Source organism: Methylotenera sp., assembly GCF_029946165.1.
Taxonomy (GTDB): Bacteria; Pseudomonadota; Gammaproteobacteria; order Burkholderiales; family Methylophilaceae; genus Methylotenera.
This window is the reverse complement of sequence record NZ_JAQSDZ010000016.1, coordinates 86,764-105,728: the sequence shown is the minus strand read 5'-3', so window position 1 is coordinate 105,728 and position 18,965 is coordinate 86,764. Positions and strand designations below refer to the sequence as shown.

The following is an 18,965-nucleotide window of genomic DNA, read 5'->3' as shown; positions in this document are numbered from 1 at the left end:
ACGCTTGACATAGCCTTTAAAGGCTTGATATAAAGCTAAACGGGTAGTAAATACCCCAAATCAAATTAGTTTTTATTAACAACCTTTAAGAGGGGACTACTCGTGAATAAATCAGAACTGATAGACAGTATTGCAAGTGCTTCGGGCATTTCAAAAGCTGCAGCTGGTCGTGCGTTAGATGCTACTACAGCCGCAATTACAGCTGCAATGAAAAAAGGCGATTTAGTAACATTAATTGGCTTTGGTACATTTTATGTGGGTAAGCGCGAAGCACGTAATGGTCGTAACCCGCGTACAGGTGAAGTTATTAAGATTAGCGCAGCAAACTCTCCTAAATTTAGGGCTGGTAAATCTCTTAAAGATGCTGTAAACTAGCGTTTTTGTTGGTTAAGCAGGGTGCTTAGCTCAGTTGGTAGAGCGTCGCCCTTACAAGGCGAATGTCAGCGGTTCGACCCCGTTAGCACCCACCAAAAATACAAAAAGTGTGACTAAGCCGTTCCTGATTTCAAATTTGAGAGTGCTGGTTTTTAAGCACTCTTTTATTTTGTAAAAAATAAAAGCACACATTTTAAGTGATATTTGTAAAAACGTATTAATTTAGGTTCGTTGATACTTAAAGTTTTATGGAGTGGTAGTTCAGTTGGTTAGAATACCTGCCTGTCACGCAGGGGGTCGCGGGTTCGAGTCCCGTCCGCTCCGCCAAATAAAAATAGCGAGTCTTATGACTCGCTATTTTTATTTGTACTTTTGCTGTATACCGACAAGCAACTGTGTAAATCAAATCTATTGTGCAGCTAAGAAAATTACTAAGCCTATCTTATGATATATTAGTGACGTTTTGGATTTTCACGTAGTCCTAATCCAAAGCTTTCAATGACTATTAAAGCTTAAAGTCTGAATTTTGAGTGGACTTAAAGTCTAGAGAATGTGTAATTATTAAGGATAGAAAGTTTTTATGTTAGATCAAATTCGTACCGTAGCCCAAGGTTGGGTTGGCAAAGCTCTATTAGCTTTAATTACTATTCCTTTTGCATTATTTGGTATTGACTCGTATTTGAGTAGCGCTGGTAATAATGCCACTGTAGCTAAAGTCGGCGGTAATAATATCTCTGTGCAAGCATATGATAACGCTTTAAAAAATATGCGTAATCGCTTGCAGTCTGAGGGCAAATTTGAGCAAGCTCAATTAGATAGTCCTGAAGTAAAGTCATTAGTGTTAGATCAGCTTATTAATAAGCAATTATTAAATGATGAAATACATAATGCTAATTACGCTATCAGTGATTTACAGTTGGCTACTTACGTTACTGGAATGCCTGAGTTTCAGAAAGATGGTAAGTTTTCACAAGAGCTTTATGATCTTACCTTGTCACAGAATCAACTATCACCTACTAAATTTGAAGCGGCCATGCGTACTGATTTGCTAGCGCAACAAGCACAGGATGGTATTACTAGATTAGGCTTTATTTCTAACACGCGCGCTGATGAAGTGCTTAAATTGGCTAATCAACAACGTGTAGTAACTGTGTCTGAAATCAAAACAAAAGATTTTGTTGATCAAGTTACAGTTAAGCCTGAAGACGTTAAGGCTTATTACGAGCAACACAAAAGTAAACTTATCGTTCCAGAACAAGTGAAAATTGAGTTTTTATCACTTGCGCCAGTAAACTTTATGCGCAATGTGAATGTTAGCGATGAGGACGTTAAGAAATACTATGATGATAACGCTGCGAAATTTCAGGGTAACGAGCAAAGACGTGCTAGTCATATTTTAATTGCCTTCGGCGTGAGCGCTACGCCTGAGCAAAAACAACAAGCAAAAGCTAAAGCTGAGGATATCTTAGCTCAAATAAAAAAAGACCCACGCAAGTTTGAGCAATTAGCTATTAAGGAATCACAAGACCCTGGCTCTGCAGTTAAAGGTGGTGATTTAGGCAGCTTTGGTCATGGTGCGATGGTAAAGCCATTTGAAGATGCTGCATTTAGCATGAAAGTTAATCAAGTGAGCGATTTAGTTGAGTCTGAGTTCGGCTATCACATTATTAAAGTCACAGAAATTTCTGGTCAAACTGCTGATTTCAATAGCTTAAAACCGCAAATCAAAGGCGATTTAATGTTTCAAAAAGCTAAAGATGAATTTGCTAAACAAGCAGAAGTATTTAGTGACCTTGTTTATACGGAATCAGGTAGTTTAGAGCCCGCTGCTAAAGCTTTCGGTGGTCAGGTGCAGAAGTCTGATTGGCTTAGTCGTGAATCGGGAGCTAAGTTCTTTAAAAATAATGACAAAATCATGAGTTTGGTTTTTTCAAATGAAGTGCTTAAAGAGCGTCGTAATACTGAGGCTATAGAAGTTTCTACAGATAATATGGTTGCAGCACGTGTAATAGATTATAAAGCTGCTGCTCCAAAGAGCTTTGATGAAGTGAAATCAGGTATTGAAGCTTTGCTTAAATTAGAGGCAGCGTCTAAGCTTGCAGTCAAAAAAGGTGAGGCCGCACTTACAGACTTGCGTGATGGCAAAAATGTTGAAGGTATCGAGTGGATTAATGAAGTAACGGTAGATCGTAAAAATGCTCAAGGCCTAACAGATTTGGCTATGAATCAAGTATTCAAAACCAATACTGCAAAATTGCCGGCTTACTCAGGATTGGCTGATAGTAAGCAAGGTTATTTGTTGGTTAAGGTGATTAAAGTTGATACATCTTCATTAGCGAATGAAGAAGCTAAAAAGGCAGCTAAGGCACAGTTAAACGCGGCTTTAGCAAATGAATATCTTGCGGCATATAAACAGTCACTTCGTGAAAAAGCTAAAGTGACAGTGAACGAAAGCCTGTTGTTAAGTAATGCCGCTAAATAGTTTAATTTAGGCAATAAAAAAAGGCACTCTAGAGTGCCTTTTTTTATTGCCTATGACCCGTCCTGAAATAAGTTGACACTTTCTGAATCAAATTAAGGAGAGTCAAATGAACTCGCAAGTTGCAACATCAGTTCTAAGCTCCGCTAGCTGAGCGCCAGATTAAGATGGGCCGTGTGCACTGTTTATAGCTTACTACGCACAGCTGTCATCGCTTTTACCCCCCCAACTTGCTCAAGCTAGGACTGCACAAGTTATATCTGAAAGACCAGAATATGCAGACCAGTGCGGAGAGTCAAGCGTTGAAAATGGCGATTACTACAAGACGCTATGCATCGCCATTGACTCACCGTTCTGATCGGGGTATTCAGTATTGTTGAGCCGAATATCAAACCGGTCATCAGCTTCATCAAATCAGGCGTTCAATAACAGAGGGGTATGATTATTATCAAAATGCATTAGCTGAGAGCATGAATGGCATCTTAAAGAACGAGTTTCTACTCAGTAAACCTAGGGATTTGGTAGAGGCTAGAAAGATGGTGAAATAATCCATCCAGATTTATAATGAGGGCAGTCAGCATCTAAGCCTAATATGCAAAACGCCCGATGCAGTACATCAGGCGTTTTTAAATAGACCTAAAACAGGTGAATAACTGTCAACTTATTTTAGGACGGTACCGTTAAACTTAACCCACTTTTAATCAATCACGCCCGCAGCCGTAATATTCATACCACCATCAACATAAGTGATTTCGCCTGTAACACCTGAGGCTAAATCACTGCATAAAAATGCAGATACGTTACCAACTTCTTCAATTGTTACATTGCGGCGCAACGCTGCATGTTTTTCGTTAAAGCTAATCATTTTATCAAAATCACCAATACCAGAAGCTGCGAGTGTTTTAATGGGACCTGCAGATACTGCGTTAACACGTATGCCTTTAGGGCCTAAGCTTTGTGCCATATAGCGTACATTGGCTTCAAGGCTGGCTTTCGCTAAGCCCATGACGTTGTAGTTAGGCATTGTGCGCTCTGCACCTAAATAGCTCAATGTTAATAAGCTGCCATTCCTACCTTGCATCATTGGCAATGCGGCTTTAGCAAGCGCAGCGAAGCTGTATGAACTGATATCATGCGCGATGCGGAAATTTTCACGTGTTACTTTTTCTAGGTAATCGCCATCAAGCGCGTCTTTTGGTACGAACGCAATTGAATGAACAATTGAATCTATGCCATCCCAATGTTTAGCAATTTGAGGGAATAGGGCATCAATCAAGGTGTCTTCGGCAACATCACAATGAAATACTAATGTTGAGTCAAAGTCTGCGGCTAGTTTTGCAACACGCTCTTGGTGTTTTTCCATTTGGTAAGTGAAAGCTAGTTCGGCACCTTCGCGCTTCATTGCGGCTGCAATACCGTAAGCTATTGAGCGGTTACTCAATAAACCTGTGATTAATACTTTTTTACCTGCTAAAAATCCCATGACATTATTCCTATGTTTAACTCTTAAATATGTTGAATATTAATGTTGACTGCTTCTGGGGTTATACGCCTCGCGCAAACCATCTCCAAGCAGATTATACCCTAACACCGTAATCAATATTGCAAGGCCCGGGAAAAGTGAAAGCCACCAAGCAAACTGAATATACTCTTTGCCATCCGTTAAGATATTACCCCATGACGCTTGTGGGGCTTGTACGCCTAAGCCGAGAAAGCTTAAGCCAGATTCTACAAGTACCGCGCTTGCGATGCCCAGAATTGAGCTGACAATAATTGGCGTTAAACTGTTTGGTAGTAAATGAGTGAAAATAAGGCGGCCATCTTTGGCGCCTAGTGCTTGTGCCGCTAATACAAACTCTCGATTTCGTAAGCTTAAAAATTCCGCACGAACCAAACGAGTAACTCCCATCCATGACGTTAAGCCAATCACAATCATAATGTTCCAAATCGATGGCGTTAAAAATGCGATGACCGCTAAAATTAAAAAGAATGTGGGAATAGACAACATCACATCAACAATTCGCATGATTAGAGTATCTACCCAGCCTCTATAAAAGCCTGCAATTGCGCCTAGGACGATGCCAATGGCTGTAGCAATACCAACAGCTACAAAGCCGACCATTAGCGATATACGGGCACCGTATAGCATGCGGGAGAATACATCTCGGCCTAAACCATCTGTGCCCATTAAATGTTGAGAGTTGGGGGAAAGCAATATCGCTTTTACATCAATCGCGTCGGGGTCATATGGCGCAATCAATGGGGCTATGATTGCAAGTAAGAGAATACTGGCAATTATAATAAAGCCGATTAGAACTAATGGGTTGGAAAAAAGCTTTCTCATTGCACAACTCCACGTCTTACGCGGGGGTCGGCCCATGCATAAGCCAGATCAGCTATTAAATTACCAATTAAAGTTAACACTGCACCTATGGTAAGAATGCCCATAATGACTGGGAAGTCGCGCATTAATACTGCATCGTAAAACAGCTTGCCCATGCCTGGAATAGCAAAAATGCTTTCAGCAATGACAGAGCCGCCAATTAAGCCTGGAATACTTAACCCGAAAATGGTAATGAGCGGCAATAGCGCATTGCGCAAGGCGTGACCATAAATCACGCGTTTTTCGCTTAAACCTTTTGAACGGGCAGTCGTGATGTAATCTTGATGCAGTACTTCAAGCATACCGTTTCTTACAAATAGCGAAATACCAGCCAAGCCCGTAATTCCAGAAATAAATACAGGAAGAACTAAGTGTTTTAAAGTGTCTCTGATTTGCCCGAACCAATTCATGTTTTCATGCCCAATGCTTTGCAATCCAGAAATTGGAAGCCAAGTATGCTGTACGCCAGTCCAATACATCAGCATTAAAGCAAGCCAAAAGCCTGGTATAGCAAAACCTATGAATACAAATAGGGTGATACCCCGATCTGTTGGCTGATTTTGATTTAGTGCGGAAATCACGCCAAGCGGCAGGGCTACGCTGATAATAAGTATTAAACTGAGTACATTTATTAACAATGTGATAGGTAATGCTTCTTGAATCATGCCCAGTGTGATATTTCCATCCTTATCTCTTGTTTGCCAAAACACAGGACGTTGATGTGATGCAAATGAGCTACCAAAGTCTAGCGTAGCCATGCGTTTAATCCACAGGCTATATTGCACAATTACGGGTTTATCTAGGCTATAGAGTTCAAGTAGTTTTTGTCGTGACTCTTCGCTCGCTTTTGGGTTGAAGCCGGCTTCGCTGGTGGTAATGTCGCCAGGCGCTAAGTGCATAATAAAGAATGAAATTAAGCTGATTCCAATGAGTAGCGGAATCATCCAAAAAATACGTTTGATTAAGTATTTAAGCATTAGGATTTATGTCTATCATTTAATGATCACTCATTTCATTGCGGGCGTAGGCACTCGGAATATACCATTCATATGTGTTGTGACCAATGCCTGCGGGTGGAGCAGGGTTACTAATGCCTCGGACTCGTTTATGAATAGCTGTTAAGCCGTAACCTGCTGATAAATAAACGATAGGACTGTCTTCCAACAAGATTTTTGAAAACTCGTGATAAATTTTCATGCGCTTATCTGGATTAAGTTCTAGCCTACCTTCTTCGAGCAGTTTATCTACGCGCGGATTACTGTAGCTTATAAAATTGAACTGTCCTGGTGCTTGCTGACTAGAGTGCCAAATGCTGTATTGATCAGGATCTAACGACAAACTCCAGCCTAGCACGACTACATCAAACTCTTTAGGTTTGATAAAACGACCTAGGAAACTTGCCCATTCTAATACACGAATGTTAGCTTTAATCCCAATCTCATTCAGGCGGCGCTGTATTAATACACCAGTCATTTCACGTTCTTTATTTTGATTAGTTAGAATTTCAAACGTGAAAGGTTTGCCATCTTTATCTAAAACGCCATCACCATCATGATCTTCATATCCAGCTGTCTTTAATAATGCCTTTGCTTTGTTGGGGTCGTACGGGTAAGGTTTAAGTTCAGGATTGCTCCATCTGGTACCTGGCTTGTAAGGTGAAGCCACAGGTTCACCAAGGCCTAAGAGTACGCCGTCTATGATTTCTTGCTTATTAATAGCGTAATTAATCGCCTGACGCACACGAACGTCATCAAACGGCTTACGCTTAAGATTAAAGCCTAAATAGGTGTAACTATTACCTAGCTCTTTGTAAAGTGCTATGTTTTTGTTGAGGTCAGGTCTTGCAGGAAAGATTCTTGCATACTGAATTGGGTTTAAGCCCATCGAGTCAATATTGTCCGCACTTAACTCTAAGAATTGTGCAGCTTTGTCTGGAATGATGCGTGATAGTAATTTGTTTATCTTAGCTTGGCCTTGACTAGCATTTTCGTTACGTGTCAATTTTAAAAATTGACCATTCTTCCATTTTTCTAACTTGTAGTAATGGCTGCCGACAGGGTTACGTGCAAATGCAGTCGTGTTGATATCTTGGTCTTTAAGTAAATGCTTAGGCAAAATATGTAAGCCTGCCCATGTATCCAGCGCTGGTGCATAAGGTGCAGCATAAGTCACTCGAAAAGTATTAGCGTCTGGAGCTTCCGCTTTAGTGACTAATTTGAAGTCTGAACCATAAGGTGTACGGGTTTTTTCATCAGTGACTTTTTGCCAAGTGAATAGCACGTCATTGCTGGTTAATGGTTGATTGTCTGCCCATTTAAGATTTGGCTTTAGATGAAAGGTAATAGTCTTTTGGTCGTTTGATACATCCCAAGATTCGACTAACTCGCCTGTTAATTCAAGATTCTTATCATATTTTAATAAACTGTTAAAAATATTGCTTGCAATCGCAGATGCCGCTGATTCACCTGCAATCATGGCAATCAAACCGCTGGGTTCACCCGTCATTGCATCTATGAGAGTGCCGCTGTTACTAGCAGGGTAGTTTTTTGTGTAATCAATCTTATTGTTAGTTTGATTGCTTGAGGATGAGTCACCGCAAGCTGCAATTATTAAAGGCGTGAGTAGGGCAATAAATGCTAGTTTAATGCTGCCTAAATTAATGTATCTATACATCATTCTTATTCTTGCCTTTATCAACATTGCCTAACTCGTTGTAGTTTATATGAAGACTCTTACGCTGAATTATTTATACACTGTCTTATTTTCACTCTGATTATTTTGGTGTCGTTTTGCTTTTCTTCTTAATTTTACTTTCACTGATGTTTTGATTTTTTTTAATTAGTTTATATTTGGCGTTTTTATCGTTTAACTTACTTTTTGGTACTTTCTTTGGGGATGCCGCATTCACCGTTTCAAGCTCTATTTTTATAGTTTGACCAATCTTTAGCTTGTCATTTTTAAGTGAGTTTGCAGTCATGATTTGCTTTACACTAACATCGTAGCGCTTAGCGAGCGTTTGTATATTCTCACCTTTTTTAACTTTGTGTGTGACGCTGACTTGTTTAGCAGGTTCAATTCTTTCAATATAGTTTTCGACAGGGCTTTCAGTGTTGTTAAGGTCAATATTTGCTGAGCCTTGTTTAGCGTTGATCTCTTCATTATTCTCCAAAGGTGGTAACGCTATAACATCGTTGGATTTAGGGATAGATTTAGCTGTGTAGAAATCGTTTTTATTGCCATTTGGTACTAAAATAGTGCCAGAATTTTTAATTTTATTCTGGCTGGGTAGATTATTAATTATGCGCAACTGAGAAAGTTGCATGCCGAATTTAGAAGCAATACTTTCCATGCGCTCCCCACGTTTAGCTAAATACGTGCGCCAACTCACTAAGGGCTTGTCATAGCCAGCAAGATTGTTTCTAAACGTTTGTGCAGATAATATCGGTAATAGCAACTCATGCTTTTCACCATTGCTAGTAATAACAGGACGCTTGCTGCTTGGATTAAGTGCTAAAAACTCTTCATCGCTAATTTCGGCAAGTTTTGCTGCTAAATGCGCATCAATTTGCGCGGGAGCAGAAACTTTAGCAAAGTAAGGTGTATTAGCAATGGTTTGAATTTTGAGCCCGTATTTCTCGGGATTGGTCATTAGATTCTTAATGGCTTGTAACTTAGGCACATAATTTTTTGTTTCTGCGGGGAGATCTAGGCTTTCATAATCAGTAGGCAAACCTAACTTGCGGTTTCGCTCTATGGCTCTGCCAACCGTACCTTCGCCAGCGTTGTACGCAGCTAATGCTAAATCCCAAGCGCCAAACATGCCATAGAGTTTTTGCAAATAAGTCAGTGCGGCGTCAGTAGCAAATGTCACATTGCGTCTATTGTCTACCCACCAATTTTGTTTAAGCCCAAAGTGTTTGCCAGTTGCGGGTACAAATTGCCAAATGCCAGAAGCGCTGCTAGTAGAGTTGGCCTGAGGGTTGTAGGCACTTTCTATCATTGGCAATAGCGCAATTTCCGTTGGCATTTTGCGCTTTTCAACCTCTTCTACTATATGGAATAAGTATTTTTGGCTACGTTCAACCATGCGTTTTATATAGTCAGGGCGGGTGCTATACCATTCTTCATGCCTTGAAACTAATCTAGAAGTGCTGTCAGGTATCGCATAACCATTACGTATGCGTTGCCATAAATCATCGTTGTTAACTACAATCGATTCTTGCGTCTCGATATCGTTGACGTGAAGCTCTGTTTCAAACGAATCGCCTAAGTGATTTACCTCTGGTTTTTTAGCGCTGCTAACTTTTTCGTTGTTAGATTTATCAGTTGGGCCTAAGTCTTTTGGTGCAGGTTTAAAGCTATCATCAGCAAAGATAATGATTTCTTCGCCCAATACATTGGTCTCCGCAATTGCTGCTAAGCTAGGTAATACAGCGGAAATAGCCATTAATGTTGACCAAATTAACTTGCGTGAAAGTTTGATATGAGTTCTCGAGATAATTCGATGTTGGTTGAAGTTAAATTGATGCATTAGTGCAAAATTTAATTTAATATTTAAGCACTATTGTCAAAAAGTTGGCAAATGTTAACAAAATGTGACGTTTAAAGTCAAGTTAATTATTATTAAAATTAACTTTAATAATATCATTTAACTATATGATTAATAATGATTTCTAAGTTCTCTTAATTTACTAAAAATTTCAATTTCTGTTGCGCTTGTTAGTTTAAGCGCCGAATGGATTTCCTTATTATTGCAGCGCAAAAAAGGATTAGTTGCTAATTCTAGTTCTATGGTAGATGGTAAGCTTGGAATACCAGCTCCACGTAGTTCTTGCGTGCTTTTTTGTCGATTTAGCAACTTGTGATTGTGAGGCTCAAACATTAATGCAAAGCTAAGGTTATGCAGGGTGTATTCATGCGTGCTGTAAACGGCGGTGTTAGATGGTAATACCGCTAGTTTTTGAAGTGAGTGATACATTTGAGTTGGAGTGCCTTCAAACAATCGTCCGCAACCCGCACCAAATAAAGTATCACCACAAAATAAAAGTTTATGGGCGGCAGAATAATAAGCAATATGACCTAATGTGTGTCCTGGTAAATCTAAAATAGTAAACGGGATGTTTAAGTCTTTTAGTTCAATTGTGTTCGTTTCGTTAATGGCGATGTGGTTAAAATCGTATTGCTCAAGTGCGGGTGCGTAAACGAGCGCCTTGGGAAAAGCTTCAAGCAACTCTGTCACACCGCCAATATGGTCATGATGATGATGGGTGATTAAAATGGTCGTCAGTATTAAGTTTAAACGCTTTAAAGCTTCAATCACAGGCGCTGCATCTCCTGGATCTACTACAGTGCATTGCGCACCGTTATGCATAAGCCAGATATAATTATCCTTAAATGCTGGAATTGGTATAATTTGCAGATTATGATTCATACTATCTATCATTTGGCCTGTGTACTCAAATGTCAATAGCGTATCGCTCAAATCAGCAACAACTGCAGGCATGGCTTTCCTCTACAGCGGGTCAATATTTACAAGCTAAAGAACAGGTTTTGTACGACCAAGCAGTAGTGGATTTGTTTGGCTTTAATGCCTTGCAAATGGGTTGTGCTCAAATGAATTTATTACGAAACTCACGAATTCCTAATCGATTTGTAGCTTCTGAATTTGCTACTGATACTGCAAATTATCAGCTTAGTTGTAGCGATGACTTTTTACCTTTTGCAGATATGAGCATAGACCTATTGTTATTACCGCATCGACTTGAGTTCAGTGAGCGCCCCCATCAAACCTTGCGTGAAGCGGCGAGGGTGATGATGCCTGACGGGCATCTAGTAATTTCAGGTTTCAATCGCTTAAGCTTATGGGGAGTAACGGCAGGCTTTAAGAAAAAAGTTTCAAATCAACTATCCTATCCTTGGAATGGCAAATTTATAGGCTTAACACGTTTAAAAGATTGGTTGGCATTACTCGGTTTTGAAGTGGTGTCGGTTGAAATGTGCTGCCATATTCCACCTTTTGAACAGCCGTCTTGGCAAAAGCGTTTTTCATTTTTTGATAAGATTAGCAGTAGACGCTGTGCTATGCTTGGCGGCGTGTATTTCATTGTCGCTAAAAAGCGCGTAGTGGGTATGATGCCAATTAAACCAAACTGGAAGCGTTCACCTTTGAAGTCGACATTGATTCCAAGTCCAACCCAGTCAAAACCTACACAAAAAAATTTATTAAAACAAAGTGGTAAAGAAAACTAAAGAGTTATGAGCAACAGTAAAGAAGTTGAAATTTATGCAGATGGCGCATGTAAAGGTAACCCGGGTCCTGGTGGTTGGGGGGCTTGGATTAGCTACGCAGGACGTGAAAAAGAATTGTTTGGCGGAGAGTTATTGACGACTAATAATCGTATGGAATTAACTGCAGTTATTCGAGCCTTAGAAGCGCTAAATCAATCGTGTCACGCTAAAGTATTTACCGATTCTGTGTATGTGCAAAAGGGGATGACGGAATGGATGGTCGGCTGGAAAGCGCGTAATTGGCGTACGGCAGATAAAAAACCAGTTAAAAATGATGATCTATGGCGTGCTTTGGATGTGTTAGCACAGCAACACACCGTGCAATGGATTTGGGTTAAAGGGCATGCGGGTAATGTAGGAAATGAGCGGGCAGATATGCTCGCAAATAAAGGTGTAGAGCAAGTTTTACAAGGAGTTGTAGCATAATGCGTCAAATCTTTTTAGATACCGAAACCACCGGCTTGTATCATGCGCAAGGGCACCGTGTAATAGAGGTGGCAGCAGTTGAGGTCATTAATCGTCGGTTAACTAAGCAACACTTTCATTATTATTTAAATCCAGACCGCGAAATTGACCAAGGTGCCCAAGAAGTTCATGGCATTTCATTGGAGTTTTTGCAAGACAAACCACGGTTTGCTGATATTGCGAATGAGTTAATTGCATTTATTGCAGATTCTGAGTTAATCATGCATAACGCGCCGTTCGATGTAGGCTTTCTGAACAGAGAGTTTGGCTTAATCGAGCAGAAATCCGTTGAGTCGATTACTGCAAAAATTACCGATACGCTTAAAATTGCCAAAGAAATGCGCCCAGGTCAGCGTAATAGTTTAGATGCGCTATGCAAACATTATGGCATTGATAACTCTAAGCGTACGCTGCATGGTGCATTGCTAGATGCTGAGTTACTTGCCGATGTTTATATGGCGATGACGCGCGGTCAAGACAGCTTAATGATGGAGTTGGATAAACCCCAACAAAAAAGTAGCGATGCATTGCAACAGATTAAGCAACCAGTATTAGTTAAGTTAGCTAATCAAGCAGAGATTACTGCGCATGATGAATACATCGCATCATTAGCAAAGTCTAGCGATTGTTTATGGGCTAAATTAGAAGTAAATGCGACAGAGTAGTAAACATAAAAATACTAAATATATCAATATGATATCTAATAAATTAAATCCAAAATATTGAAAGTTAATTGTATGAACAAAACGATTATTGTGACTGGCGGCGCTGGTTTTATTGGTGCAAATTTTGTATTAGCTTGGATTAAGCAGTGCTTAGGTCCAGTAGTTAATCTTGATAAATTGACTTATGCAGGTAACTTAGAAAACCTTGTCGAAGTTCAGCATAATCCTGAGCATATTTTTGTTCATGGTGATATTGGTGATCACGCTCTGGTCGCTGAGTTATTAGCCAAACATAAGCCTTGTTCAGTGGTCAATTTTGCTGCAGAAAGCCATGTAGACCGCTCTATTCATGGCCCTGAAGATTTTATTCAAACCAATGTGGTGGGTACGTTCCATTTGTTAGAATCCGTGCGTACTTATTGGGCTGGCTTAAGTTTAGAGAATCGTCAAGACTTTAGATTTTTACACGTTTCAACTGATGAAGTATACGGCTCCCTTAGTAAAGAAGATGCTGCATTTACTGAAACTCATCCTTATGCACCAAATAGCCCTTACTCGGCTTCTAAAGCGGCTTCAGATCATTTGGTGCGGGCTTATCACCATACTTATGGCATGCCAACCTTAACCACAAATTGTTCTAACAACTATGGCCCTCATCATTTCCCCGAGAAACTGATACCTTTAGTCATTCATAACGCACTTGCTGGCAAACCATTGCCAATCTACGGTACTGGTCAGCAGATTCGTGATTGGTTGTACGTGGAGGATCATTGTGCAGCAATCAGACGTGTTTTAGAAGCAGGGCAGGTAGGTGAGGTCTACAATATAGGTGGCTGGAATGAAAAACCTAACATTGAGGTGGTAAAAATACTTTGCAGAATGCTGGATGTAAAAAAACCACGCGCAGATGGTTTGTCATATATCGATCAAATTACATATGTTGAAGATCGCTTAGGGCATGATCAACGTTATGCGATTGACGCTACAAAAATAGCAACACAGTTAGGCTGGAAACCAAAAGAAACCTTCGAGACGGGGATTGAGAAAACCGTAAATTGGTATCTTGATCATCAAGAATGGGTGGCTAATGTGACAAGTGGTGAGTACCGTCACTGGGTAGCCAAGCACTATGCCGAGCGTGGCGAAGAGTTGGCTTAAGAATAAGTTTCTGGAAGCGATATAAATATAAGCTTCCAGAGCTAATTAAGAATAATAAGAATCAGGATTTAAGCTGAAATATAGGACTTAACTTAGTATATAAACTTAACCTAGTGCATCTGCCCAGTTATTGGGTGTTTCATATAACCTTACTTTTTCTAACTTTAAATGGTTGCCATAAGTATCTTGATACTGACTTTTAAGTATTTTAAATGCTTCAGCAGCCATGTTTTCTGCAGTTGGAACGGTAGGGAATACCACCGTTTTATGGTTAGGTAGAGAGTTTAAAAAGTCCAATATTTCTTTATCATGTTGATATACTAGAAATGCATGATCCCAAACGTCCACAACGGCACTTTTTGCTATGGCTTTCACATCAGAAAAGTCCATGACCATGCCATTCTCAGAAGCGTTTTCAAGCCGAATGATATCGCCCGAGAGGGTGATTTCAATAGCATAGCGATGCCCATGTAAGTTTTTACATTGGCTTTTATGGCTTGGAATACGATGCCCAGCGTCAAATTCTAGGCGGGTGGTAATTTGCATGGTAACGACTTAATTGTGAGTTATGGCAATTATACGCTGACTGTTAATTATTTTGAGTTAAGTGCAATTCAAAAATTTAAGGCGGTTTTGGAGCTTAAGCGAACTATAGCGTTTTAAATGCGTCTAGCCAAGTGACAAACTCATTGAACGACATGGGTTTTCCGTAGTAATAACCTTGCATCTTTTCACATTTCATTTCTTTTAATATATTCAAACATGCTAAATCTGCAACACCTTCTGCAATCACTTCTTTATCTAAACTATGGGCTAATTTAATGATAGATTTAACAATGGCTTGGTCTTGAGTTGAGTTTGAAATATTCCGCACAAAACTCTGATCAATTTTGACGATGCTTACGGGCAAATTGCGTAGACGTGTCATGGATGAGTAGCCCGTTCCAAAGTCATCTAGCGCAATTTTACAACCTAATTGTACAATGTCATCAAGTACCTGCAATACCTTTACTTCGTCAGCTAGAATGTCACTCTCAGTAATTTCAATGGTTAGGCTGCTTGCAGAGATTCCCCAAAGCGTAATAGATTGTGAAAGTAATTCGGGTAAGTCGGAATCTAATAAGTCGCTACTACTAAAATTCAGTGTTAAGGATATTTGGTGCTGATAGGTAGATGCTAATTCAGCGCAATGTTGACACGCACTATTAATTAACCAGCGTATAAATACTTTGCCGAAACCTTTTTTATAAATAACATCAATTAACCTCTGAGGTGAAACTGATTGCCCTTGTTGGCTTGGCCAACGCAATAAACCCTCTGCACTATTGCAGAATTCGGAATTACGAATTCCTTTGTTATTAACTTTATCATTAATACAGACTATAGGCTGTAAAAACAGCGATAGCTCATTTTGCTGGAATGCTTCAATAATAGCTTCTTCAAGAAGTTGGGAACTTACGAATGATGAGGATATATTCTTGTCGTAAATTTTAATTTGTTCATTATTTGCGATGGCTTGATTTAGAGCCAATCTAGCGTATTCATATAGAGAAATGCCATTTGTATGAACGTTAAAAGTACTTATTGCACCAAAGTGAGGGTTTAAAATTAAAGTTACATTGTCTAGTGGTAGGGCTGTTTCAAATGCGTGTAAGAGTTTCGTTGCAATGATATTCAATTGCGATGGCGACTTCAGCGGGTTAATCAAAATTGCTAAGTCTGTGGCTCCTATGTGAAATAAGGTAGCATCTTCATTTAAGTGTCGTTGTATGGTATGCATAACCGCCAGCATTAAGGTGGAAGATGCTGAGATTTGTTGGGAAACTTCGCCAAAGTTGATATTAAGATTGATTAATATTAACCCTAAATGAGTTGATTCAACTAAATCATCCGAGCTAGATAAATTACTCTGTAAGTTGTTATTTAAATTCGGGCTATGGCTTAAACCTAAGTTAAGTAAGTTGATTAATAAACGTTGATTGGGGAGACCAGTATCTAAATCAAAATTTTGTACATAACTGAATTTATATTGCTCTAGTTGATGTGTGACCCGCGCAATTAAATGGATAAGCAAGCTTTGAAATTGAGTGTTCTTGTTAGATTTTAATTCTAAACAGCGCGATAGTAGAAAGGCTGCATCTATATTTGCACCTAGTTTGTAATCATTAAGCCAAGCAAGCAAAAAATGGTTGATATGTTGATTAAGATGAGACCAACTTAAGTTCTGCGGCCAACTGCTTATAGCGTTTGTGGTGTTTTTTAAAACACTATTTCCACTGTTGTAAGGCTCAGTTTTAATAAACTGCTCGAACACAAGAGCGTTAAAAACATAATCACCTGTGACATCAGCTGCTTTTAGGCTGTAACTAGCCATCAACTGCAAAAGTAAGTTTGAGTCTAATTCAATTACAAAATCTTGATATAGTGTTGTAGTGTTTGATTGATGCGCATCATGTAAGGTGATATTGGTAAGGTTAGGCATAGTAATTGTTAGCACTCAAACCGTAACTATCTGGCGGCAATCCTCTTATAATTTTATAAGGCTCACCTGAAGGTGTAGATGGGGAATTGATTAAATTTATAATCGCAGGGAATTCATTTCTAGTTTTGTCTGGGTTGAGTAAAATCATTACTCTTGGTAAAAGGCGACGAACGCTATTTTGTTGTATGACAACGCCAACCTCTTCAGAATTGAGCTCTACTAGTGAGCTTACTGGATAAATACCTAAAAATTGAACAAGTTGGTCAATTAAAACGCCGTTAAATTTCACACCACGCATAGTGTGAATTTCCTCTAAAGCAATTTGATTATAAACACCTCTTGCATACACTTTATTTGTGGTCAGCGCACAATATGTATCTATCAGGCCTGCCATTTGACCTGTCAAACTAATTTGGTTGCCTGATAGCTTATAAGGGTAGCCGCTTCCATCAATGCGCTCATGATGCTCCGCAACCGTCCGAATAACAGTGTTAGAAATATTCTGTGTGTCAGCTAATAAAGTAAGTGCATGTTCAACATGTTGCTTCAGAATCTCAAATTCTTCCTGCGAAATTTTGTCCTGTTTATTTAAAAGCTCAATTGGAATTTTTGCTTTGCCTATATCTTGTAGTAATCCGGCCAAGCCTAAATCTTTCACCTGGTTTTTAGGCAACGACACAAAGTTTGCAAATGCCATTAACGTAATTGACACACTCATAGCATGATTGTAGGAATAATCGTCAGTTTGCTTCAGTTTAGCAAGCCATAATAATGCGTCAGGGTTTCGCTCTATGCTTTCAACCATACCATCTAGGGCTTCATGAATTTTTGTTAAATCAATTTCATGATCTAGCGCTAACGCTTCAAACATCTCTTTGGTAGCAATTTGTGATTTTTCATAAATCGGGTAAATAGCGGCTATTTCGTCCTCAACGGGCGGGGCATCATCAAAGATAGTGATTGAATAACCATCCTGAATATTTTCATTTTTTGCTAAATCAGCTTTTGAATTTTTATTATCTTTATTAGACTTTAGTTTTCTCTGTTTTCCACCCCAACTAGTTAATCCAGAAATGAAATTAGAAAAATCAGTTTTAATTTGTGAGCCTAGTGTTGTGGTATCCGCAATTTTATCATCACTGATTTCAATGATTTGTTTATCACTGATATACTGTACTTTAAATATGTCCTCAGAATTAGACGTTTTGGTTTCACCAGATAGCACTGCTTGATTTCCCGAGTGAATTTCTTTAAGAATTTCAAGAAAAGAAAACTTAACGTTTGGTGCATCGAGTTTCGTTGAGTTTTTGGCTTTATTGACTGTGCTAGAGTCTAAAATCACTCTATTAATGGTGCCTTCACGCTTTATAGCAACCTGTTCTTTAGGCACCGCAGCAAAATGCTGGCCAACCGATACGGTTCGGTCAATATAGACAAAATCGCACAACGATGCAATCGTGTTGATTTGCTCATTGTCATCAATAAGTAGGCCTTCAAGCATAAAAGGTGTACCCAACCAAGGCCTGTCCAGCTCACATACAAACATCCCGATATCTAGTAAGGATACTTGTATTTTTTCGCGTCTAATGTCGATCATGCAAAGTCGCTTTTTGTTGGTTCAGTCATTACGTGCATAGACAATGAAATTATATTGCATGTCATTAATTTATTGAATTTTTAAATTTCATAGCCTGTAATTTTACATGTACTTATCTGCGTTTTGCCTTTTTCCAAGCGCTTATAGTAAATTTTATTTTAGTAAGTTTAAAGATTGCTCTGGTTAAATTTCTAAACGCAGCATTTTATAAGTAGCGAGTCTTTCAGGTCTTATTTTGTGAGCATCTACCGCAGATGTAATCGCACAATCTGGCTCCTGTAAATGTTTACAGTTATTGAACCTGCATTTACCTAAATACGGTCTAAATTCTAGAAATGCGTGTTCAAGCTCATCGGTGCTGAGGTGATGCAAACCAAACTCTTGCAAGCCGGGTGAATCAATTAATTGGCTATACTCATCTAGATGATATAGATGTGCGGCCGTAGTGGTGTGCTTTCCACTATCTAAAACATGGCTGACTTCGCGCGTGCGCACATCCTCATTAGGTAAAAGCGCATTAATAATGGTCGATTTACCCATGCCAGACTGACCAACTAAAATACTCGCTTCATTCTGCAAGTAAGGTCTGAGTATTGAAATATCTTCTTTTGCTGAAAGTGAAAGTACGCGATAACCTAAATCCGTATAAAGCTTTAGTTTCTGTTTAGCATCATCATTGTCAGCTAAGTCACATTTATTTAACACTATTAATGCCTTGATATTTGCTGCTTCCGCAGCAATCAGGCAGCGGTTGAGCAAAGCTTCATAAAAACTGGGTTGTGTGGCAAGAACAATAATAATCTGTGTCACATTAGCAGCAAGCATCTTACTTTTGAAGGCGTTGCTACGATATAACAAGGTTTTGCGTGGCAATGTTGATTCAACAACACCTTCGTGTTTATCGGTGAGTTTTATTATAACGACGTCGCCGCATGCTAAATCGGTTTTTTTGCCTCGAGTCACACAGCTAATTCGTTTTTTGTCGGTTAACTCAACTTGAAAGCGTTTGCCATAAGCAGCAACTACTGTGCCTTTAATAATTGAGTCTTTGTTGTGTGAGGTTTTGTTGCTTG

The 18,965-nt window shown here is 39.3% G+C and carries 17 protein-coding genes and 2 tRNA genes; 9 read left to right on the top strand and 10 right to left on the bottom strand.

Going from position 1 to position 18,965, the window contains the following annotated elements:
• Nucleotides 1-102 precede the first annotated feature (102 nt).
• The 5 genes from PSV17_RS09095 to PSV17_RS13945 all read left to right on the top strand — a co-directional run bounded on the left by PSV17_RS09095 (nt 103) and on the right by PSV17_RS13945 (nt 3,402).
• On the top strand, nt 103-375 hold the full coding sequence (locus tag PSV17_RS09095) for an HU family DNA-binding protein (protein WP_300481777.1): 273 nt from the start codon (nt 103-105) through the stop codon (nt 373-375).
• Nucleotides 376-394: 19 nt separating this feature from the next.
• Nucleotides 395-470, top strand: a tRNA-Val gene (locus PSV17_RS09090).
• A gap of 155 nt (nt 471-625) precedes the next feature.
• Nucleotides 626-702, top strand: a tRNA-Asp gene (locus tag PSV17_RS09085).
• A gap of 253 nt (nt 703-955) precedes the next feature.
• Nucleotides 956-2,857, top strand: a complete 1,902-nt coding sequence (locus tag PSV17_RS09080) for a SurA N-terminal domain-containing protein (RefSeq protein ID WP_300481774.1) — start codon at nt 956-958, stop codon at nt 2,855-2,857.
• 410 nt (nt 2,858-3,267) lie between these two features.
• The gene (locus tag PSV17_RS13945) at nt 3,268-3,402 is read left to right on the top strand and encodes an integrase core domain-containing protein (protein ID WP_366910544.1); all 135 of its coding nucleotides are present in this window, start codon (nt 3,268-3,270) and stop codon (nt 3,400-3,402) included.
• Nucleotides 3,403-3,551: 149 nt separating this feature from the next.
• Here the strand turns inward: PSV17_RS13945 and fabI are convergent, their stop codons facing one another.
• The 6 genes from fabI to gloB form a co-directional block, all read right to left on the bottom strand.
• Nucleotides 3,552-4,337 (bottom strand): enoyl-ACP reductase FabI, encoded by a 786-nt coding sequence (fabI, locus tag PSV17_RS09075; protein WP_300481772.1) that lies wholly within the window; start codon nt 4,335-4,337, stop codon nt 3,552-3,554.
• Nucleotides 4,338-4,376: 39 nt separating this feature from the next.
• Complete coding sequence (locus tag PSV17_RS09070) at nt 4,377-5,198, bottom strand: ABC transporter permease (protein ID WP_300481769.1); 822 nt, start codon at nt 5,196-5,198, stop codon at nt 4,377-4,379.
• A complete protein-coding gene (locus PSV17_RS09065; RefSeq protein WP_300481766.1) occupies nt 5,195-6,214 on the bottom strand; it encodes an ABC transporter permease in 1,020 nt (339 codons plus the stop codon). The genes PSV17_RS09070 and PSV17_RS09065 overlap by 4 nt, the downstream gene beginning before the upstream one ends.
• A gap of 19 nt (nt 6,215-6,233) precedes the next feature.
• Nucleotides 6,234-7,913, bottom strand: a complete 1,680-nt coding sequence (locus tag PSV17_RS09060) for a peptide-binding protein (protein WP_300481764.1) — start codon at nt 7,911-7,913, stop codon at nt 6,234-6,236.
• 97 nt (nt 7,914-8,010) lie between these two features.
• The gene (locus PSV17_RS09055) at nt 8,011-9,684 is read right to left on the bottom strand and encodes a transglycosylase SLT domain-containing protein (protein WP_300481762.1); all 1,674 of its coding nucleotides are present in this window, start codon (nt 9,682-9,684) and stop codon (nt 8,011-8,013) included.
• 213 nt (nt 9,685-9,897) lie between these two features.
• On the bottom strand, nt 9,898-10,680 hold the full coding sequence (gloB, locus tag PSV17_RS09050) for a hydroxyacylglutathione hydrolase (protein ID WP_300481929.1): 783 nt from the start codon (nt 10,678-10,680) through the stop codon (nt 9,898-9,900).
• A 17-nt stretch (nt 10,681-10,697) separates the two neighbouring features.
• Here gloB and PSV17_RS09045 point away from each other — a divergent pair, with 17 nt between their 5' ends.
• From PSV17_RS09045 to rfbB, 4 genes are all read left to right on the top strand, one after another.
• The gene (locus tag PSV17_RS09045; protein WP_300481759.1) at nt 10,698-11,486 is read left to right on the top strand and encodes a methyltransferase domain-containing protein; all 789 of its coding nucleotides are present in this window, start codon (nt 10,698-10,700) and stop codon (nt 11,484-11,486) included.
• Between the two features lie 6 nt (nt 11,487-11,492).
• Entirely contained in the window at nt 11,493-11,951 is a 459-nt protein-coding gene (rnhA, locus tag PSV17_RS09040) for a ribonuclease HI (RefSeq protein WP_300481757.1), read from the top strand.
• Nucleotides 11,951-12,655, top strand: coding sequence for a DNA polymerase III subunit epsilon (dnaQ, locus tag PSV17_RS09035; protein WP_300481754.1), 705 nt, complete (start codon nt 11,951-11,953; stop codon nt 12,653-12,655). Before rnhA ends, dnaQ begins: the two co-directional genes overlap by 1 nt.
• 72 nt (nt 12,656-12,727) lie before the next feature.
• Entirely contained in the window at nt 12,728-13,813 is a 1,086-nt protein-coding gene (gene rfbB / locus PSV17_RS09030) for a dTDP-glucose 4,6-dehydratase (RefSeq protein ID WP_300481752.1), read from the top strand.
• Between the two features lie 105 nt (nt 13,814-13,918).
• Here rfbB and queD read toward each other — a convergent pair whose 3' ends face one another.
• From queD to rsgA, 4 genes are all read right to left on the bottom strand, one after another.
• A complete protein-coding gene (queD, locus tag PSV17_RS09025; protein WP_300481749.1) occupies nt 13,919-14,359 on the bottom strand; it encodes a 6-carboxytetrahydropterin synthase QueD in 441 nt (146 codons plus the stop codon).
• 103 nt (nt 14,360-14,462) lie between these two features.
• A complete protein-coding gene (locus PSV17_RS09020; protein WP_300481747.1) occupies nt 14,463-16,295 on the bottom strand; it encodes a GGDEF domain-containing phosphodiesterase in 1,833 nt (610 codons plus the stop codon).
• Nucleotides 16,288-17,892 (bottom strand): HD-GYP domain-containing protein, encoded by a 1,605-nt coding sequence (locus tag PSV17_RS09015; RefSeq protein WP_300481745.1) that lies wholly within the window; start codon nt 17,890-17,892, stop codon nt 16,288-16,290. The genes PSV17_RS09020 and PSV17_RS09015 overlap by 8 nt, the downstream gene beginning before the upstream one ends.
• A 183-nt stretch (nt 17,893-18,075) precedes the next feature.
• Nucleotides 18,076-18,933: a ribosome small subunit-dependent GTPase A gene (gene rsgA, locus PSV17_RS09010; RefSeq protein WP_300481927.1), complete on the bottom strand. Its 858-nt coding sequence runs from the start codon at nt 18,931-18,933 to the stop codon at nt 18,076-18,078.
• Between the last annotated feature and the right edge of the window lie 32 nt (nt 18,934-18,965).

Excerpts from the sequence above, each read along its gene's own strand:
- PSV17_RS09080 (WP_300481774.1), top strand. The coding sequence starts at position 956 with ATGTTAGATCAAATTCGTACCGTAGCCCAAGGTTGGGTTGGCAAAGCT.
- fabI (WP_300481772.1), bottom strand. The coding sequence starts at position 4,337 with ATGGGATTTTTAGCAGGTAAAAAAGTATTAATCACAGGTTTATTGAGT.
- PSV17_RS09070 (WP_300481769.1), bottom strand. The coding sequence starts at position 5,198 with ATGAGAAAGCTTTTTTCCAACCCATTAGTTCTAATCGGCTTTATTATA.
- PSV17_RS09065 (WP_300481766.1), bottom strand. The coding sequence starts at position 6,214 with ATGCTTAAATACTTAATCAAACGTATTTTTTGGATGATTCCGCTACTC.
- PSV17_RS09060 (WP_300481764.1), bottom strand. The coding sequence starts at position 7,913 with ATGATGTATAGATACATTAATTTAGGCAGCATTAAACTAGCATTTATT.
- PSV17_RS09055 (WP_300481762.1), bottom strand. The coding sequence starts at position 9,684 with ATGGCTATTTCCGCTGTATTACCTAGCTTAGCAGCAATTGCGGAGACC.
- gloB (WP_300481929.1), bottom strand. The coding sequence starts at position 10,680 with ATGATAGATAGTATGAATCATAATCTGCAAATTATACCAATTCCAGCA.
- PSV17_RS09045 (WP_300481759.1), top strand. The coding sequence starts at position 10,698 with ATGTCAATAGCGTATCGCTCAAATCAGCAACAACTGCAGGCATGGCTT.
- rnhA (WP_300481757.1), top strand. The coding sequence starts at position 11,493 with ATGAGCAACAGTAAAGAAGTTGAAATTTATGCAGATGGCGCATGTAAA.
- dnaQ (WP_300481754.1), top strand. The coding sequence starts at position 11,951 with ATGCGTCAAATCTTTTTAGATACCGAAACCACCGGCTTGTATCATGCG.
- rfbB (WP_300481752.1), top strand. The coding sequence starts at position 12,728 with ATGAACAAAACGATTATTGTGACTGGCGGCGCTGGTTTTATTGGTGCA.
- queD (WP_300481749.1), bottom strand. The coding sequence starts at position 14,359 with ATGCAAATTACCACCCGCCTAGAATTTGACGCTGGGCATCGTATTCCA.
- PSV17_RS09020 (WP_300481747.1), bottom strand. The coding sequence starts at position 16,295 with ATGCCTAACCTTACCAATATCACCTTACATGATGCGCATCAATCAAAC.
- PSV17_RS09015 (WP_300481745.1), bottom strand. The coding sequence starts at position 17,892 with ATGATCGACATTAGACGCGAAAAAATACAAGTATCCTTACTAGATATC.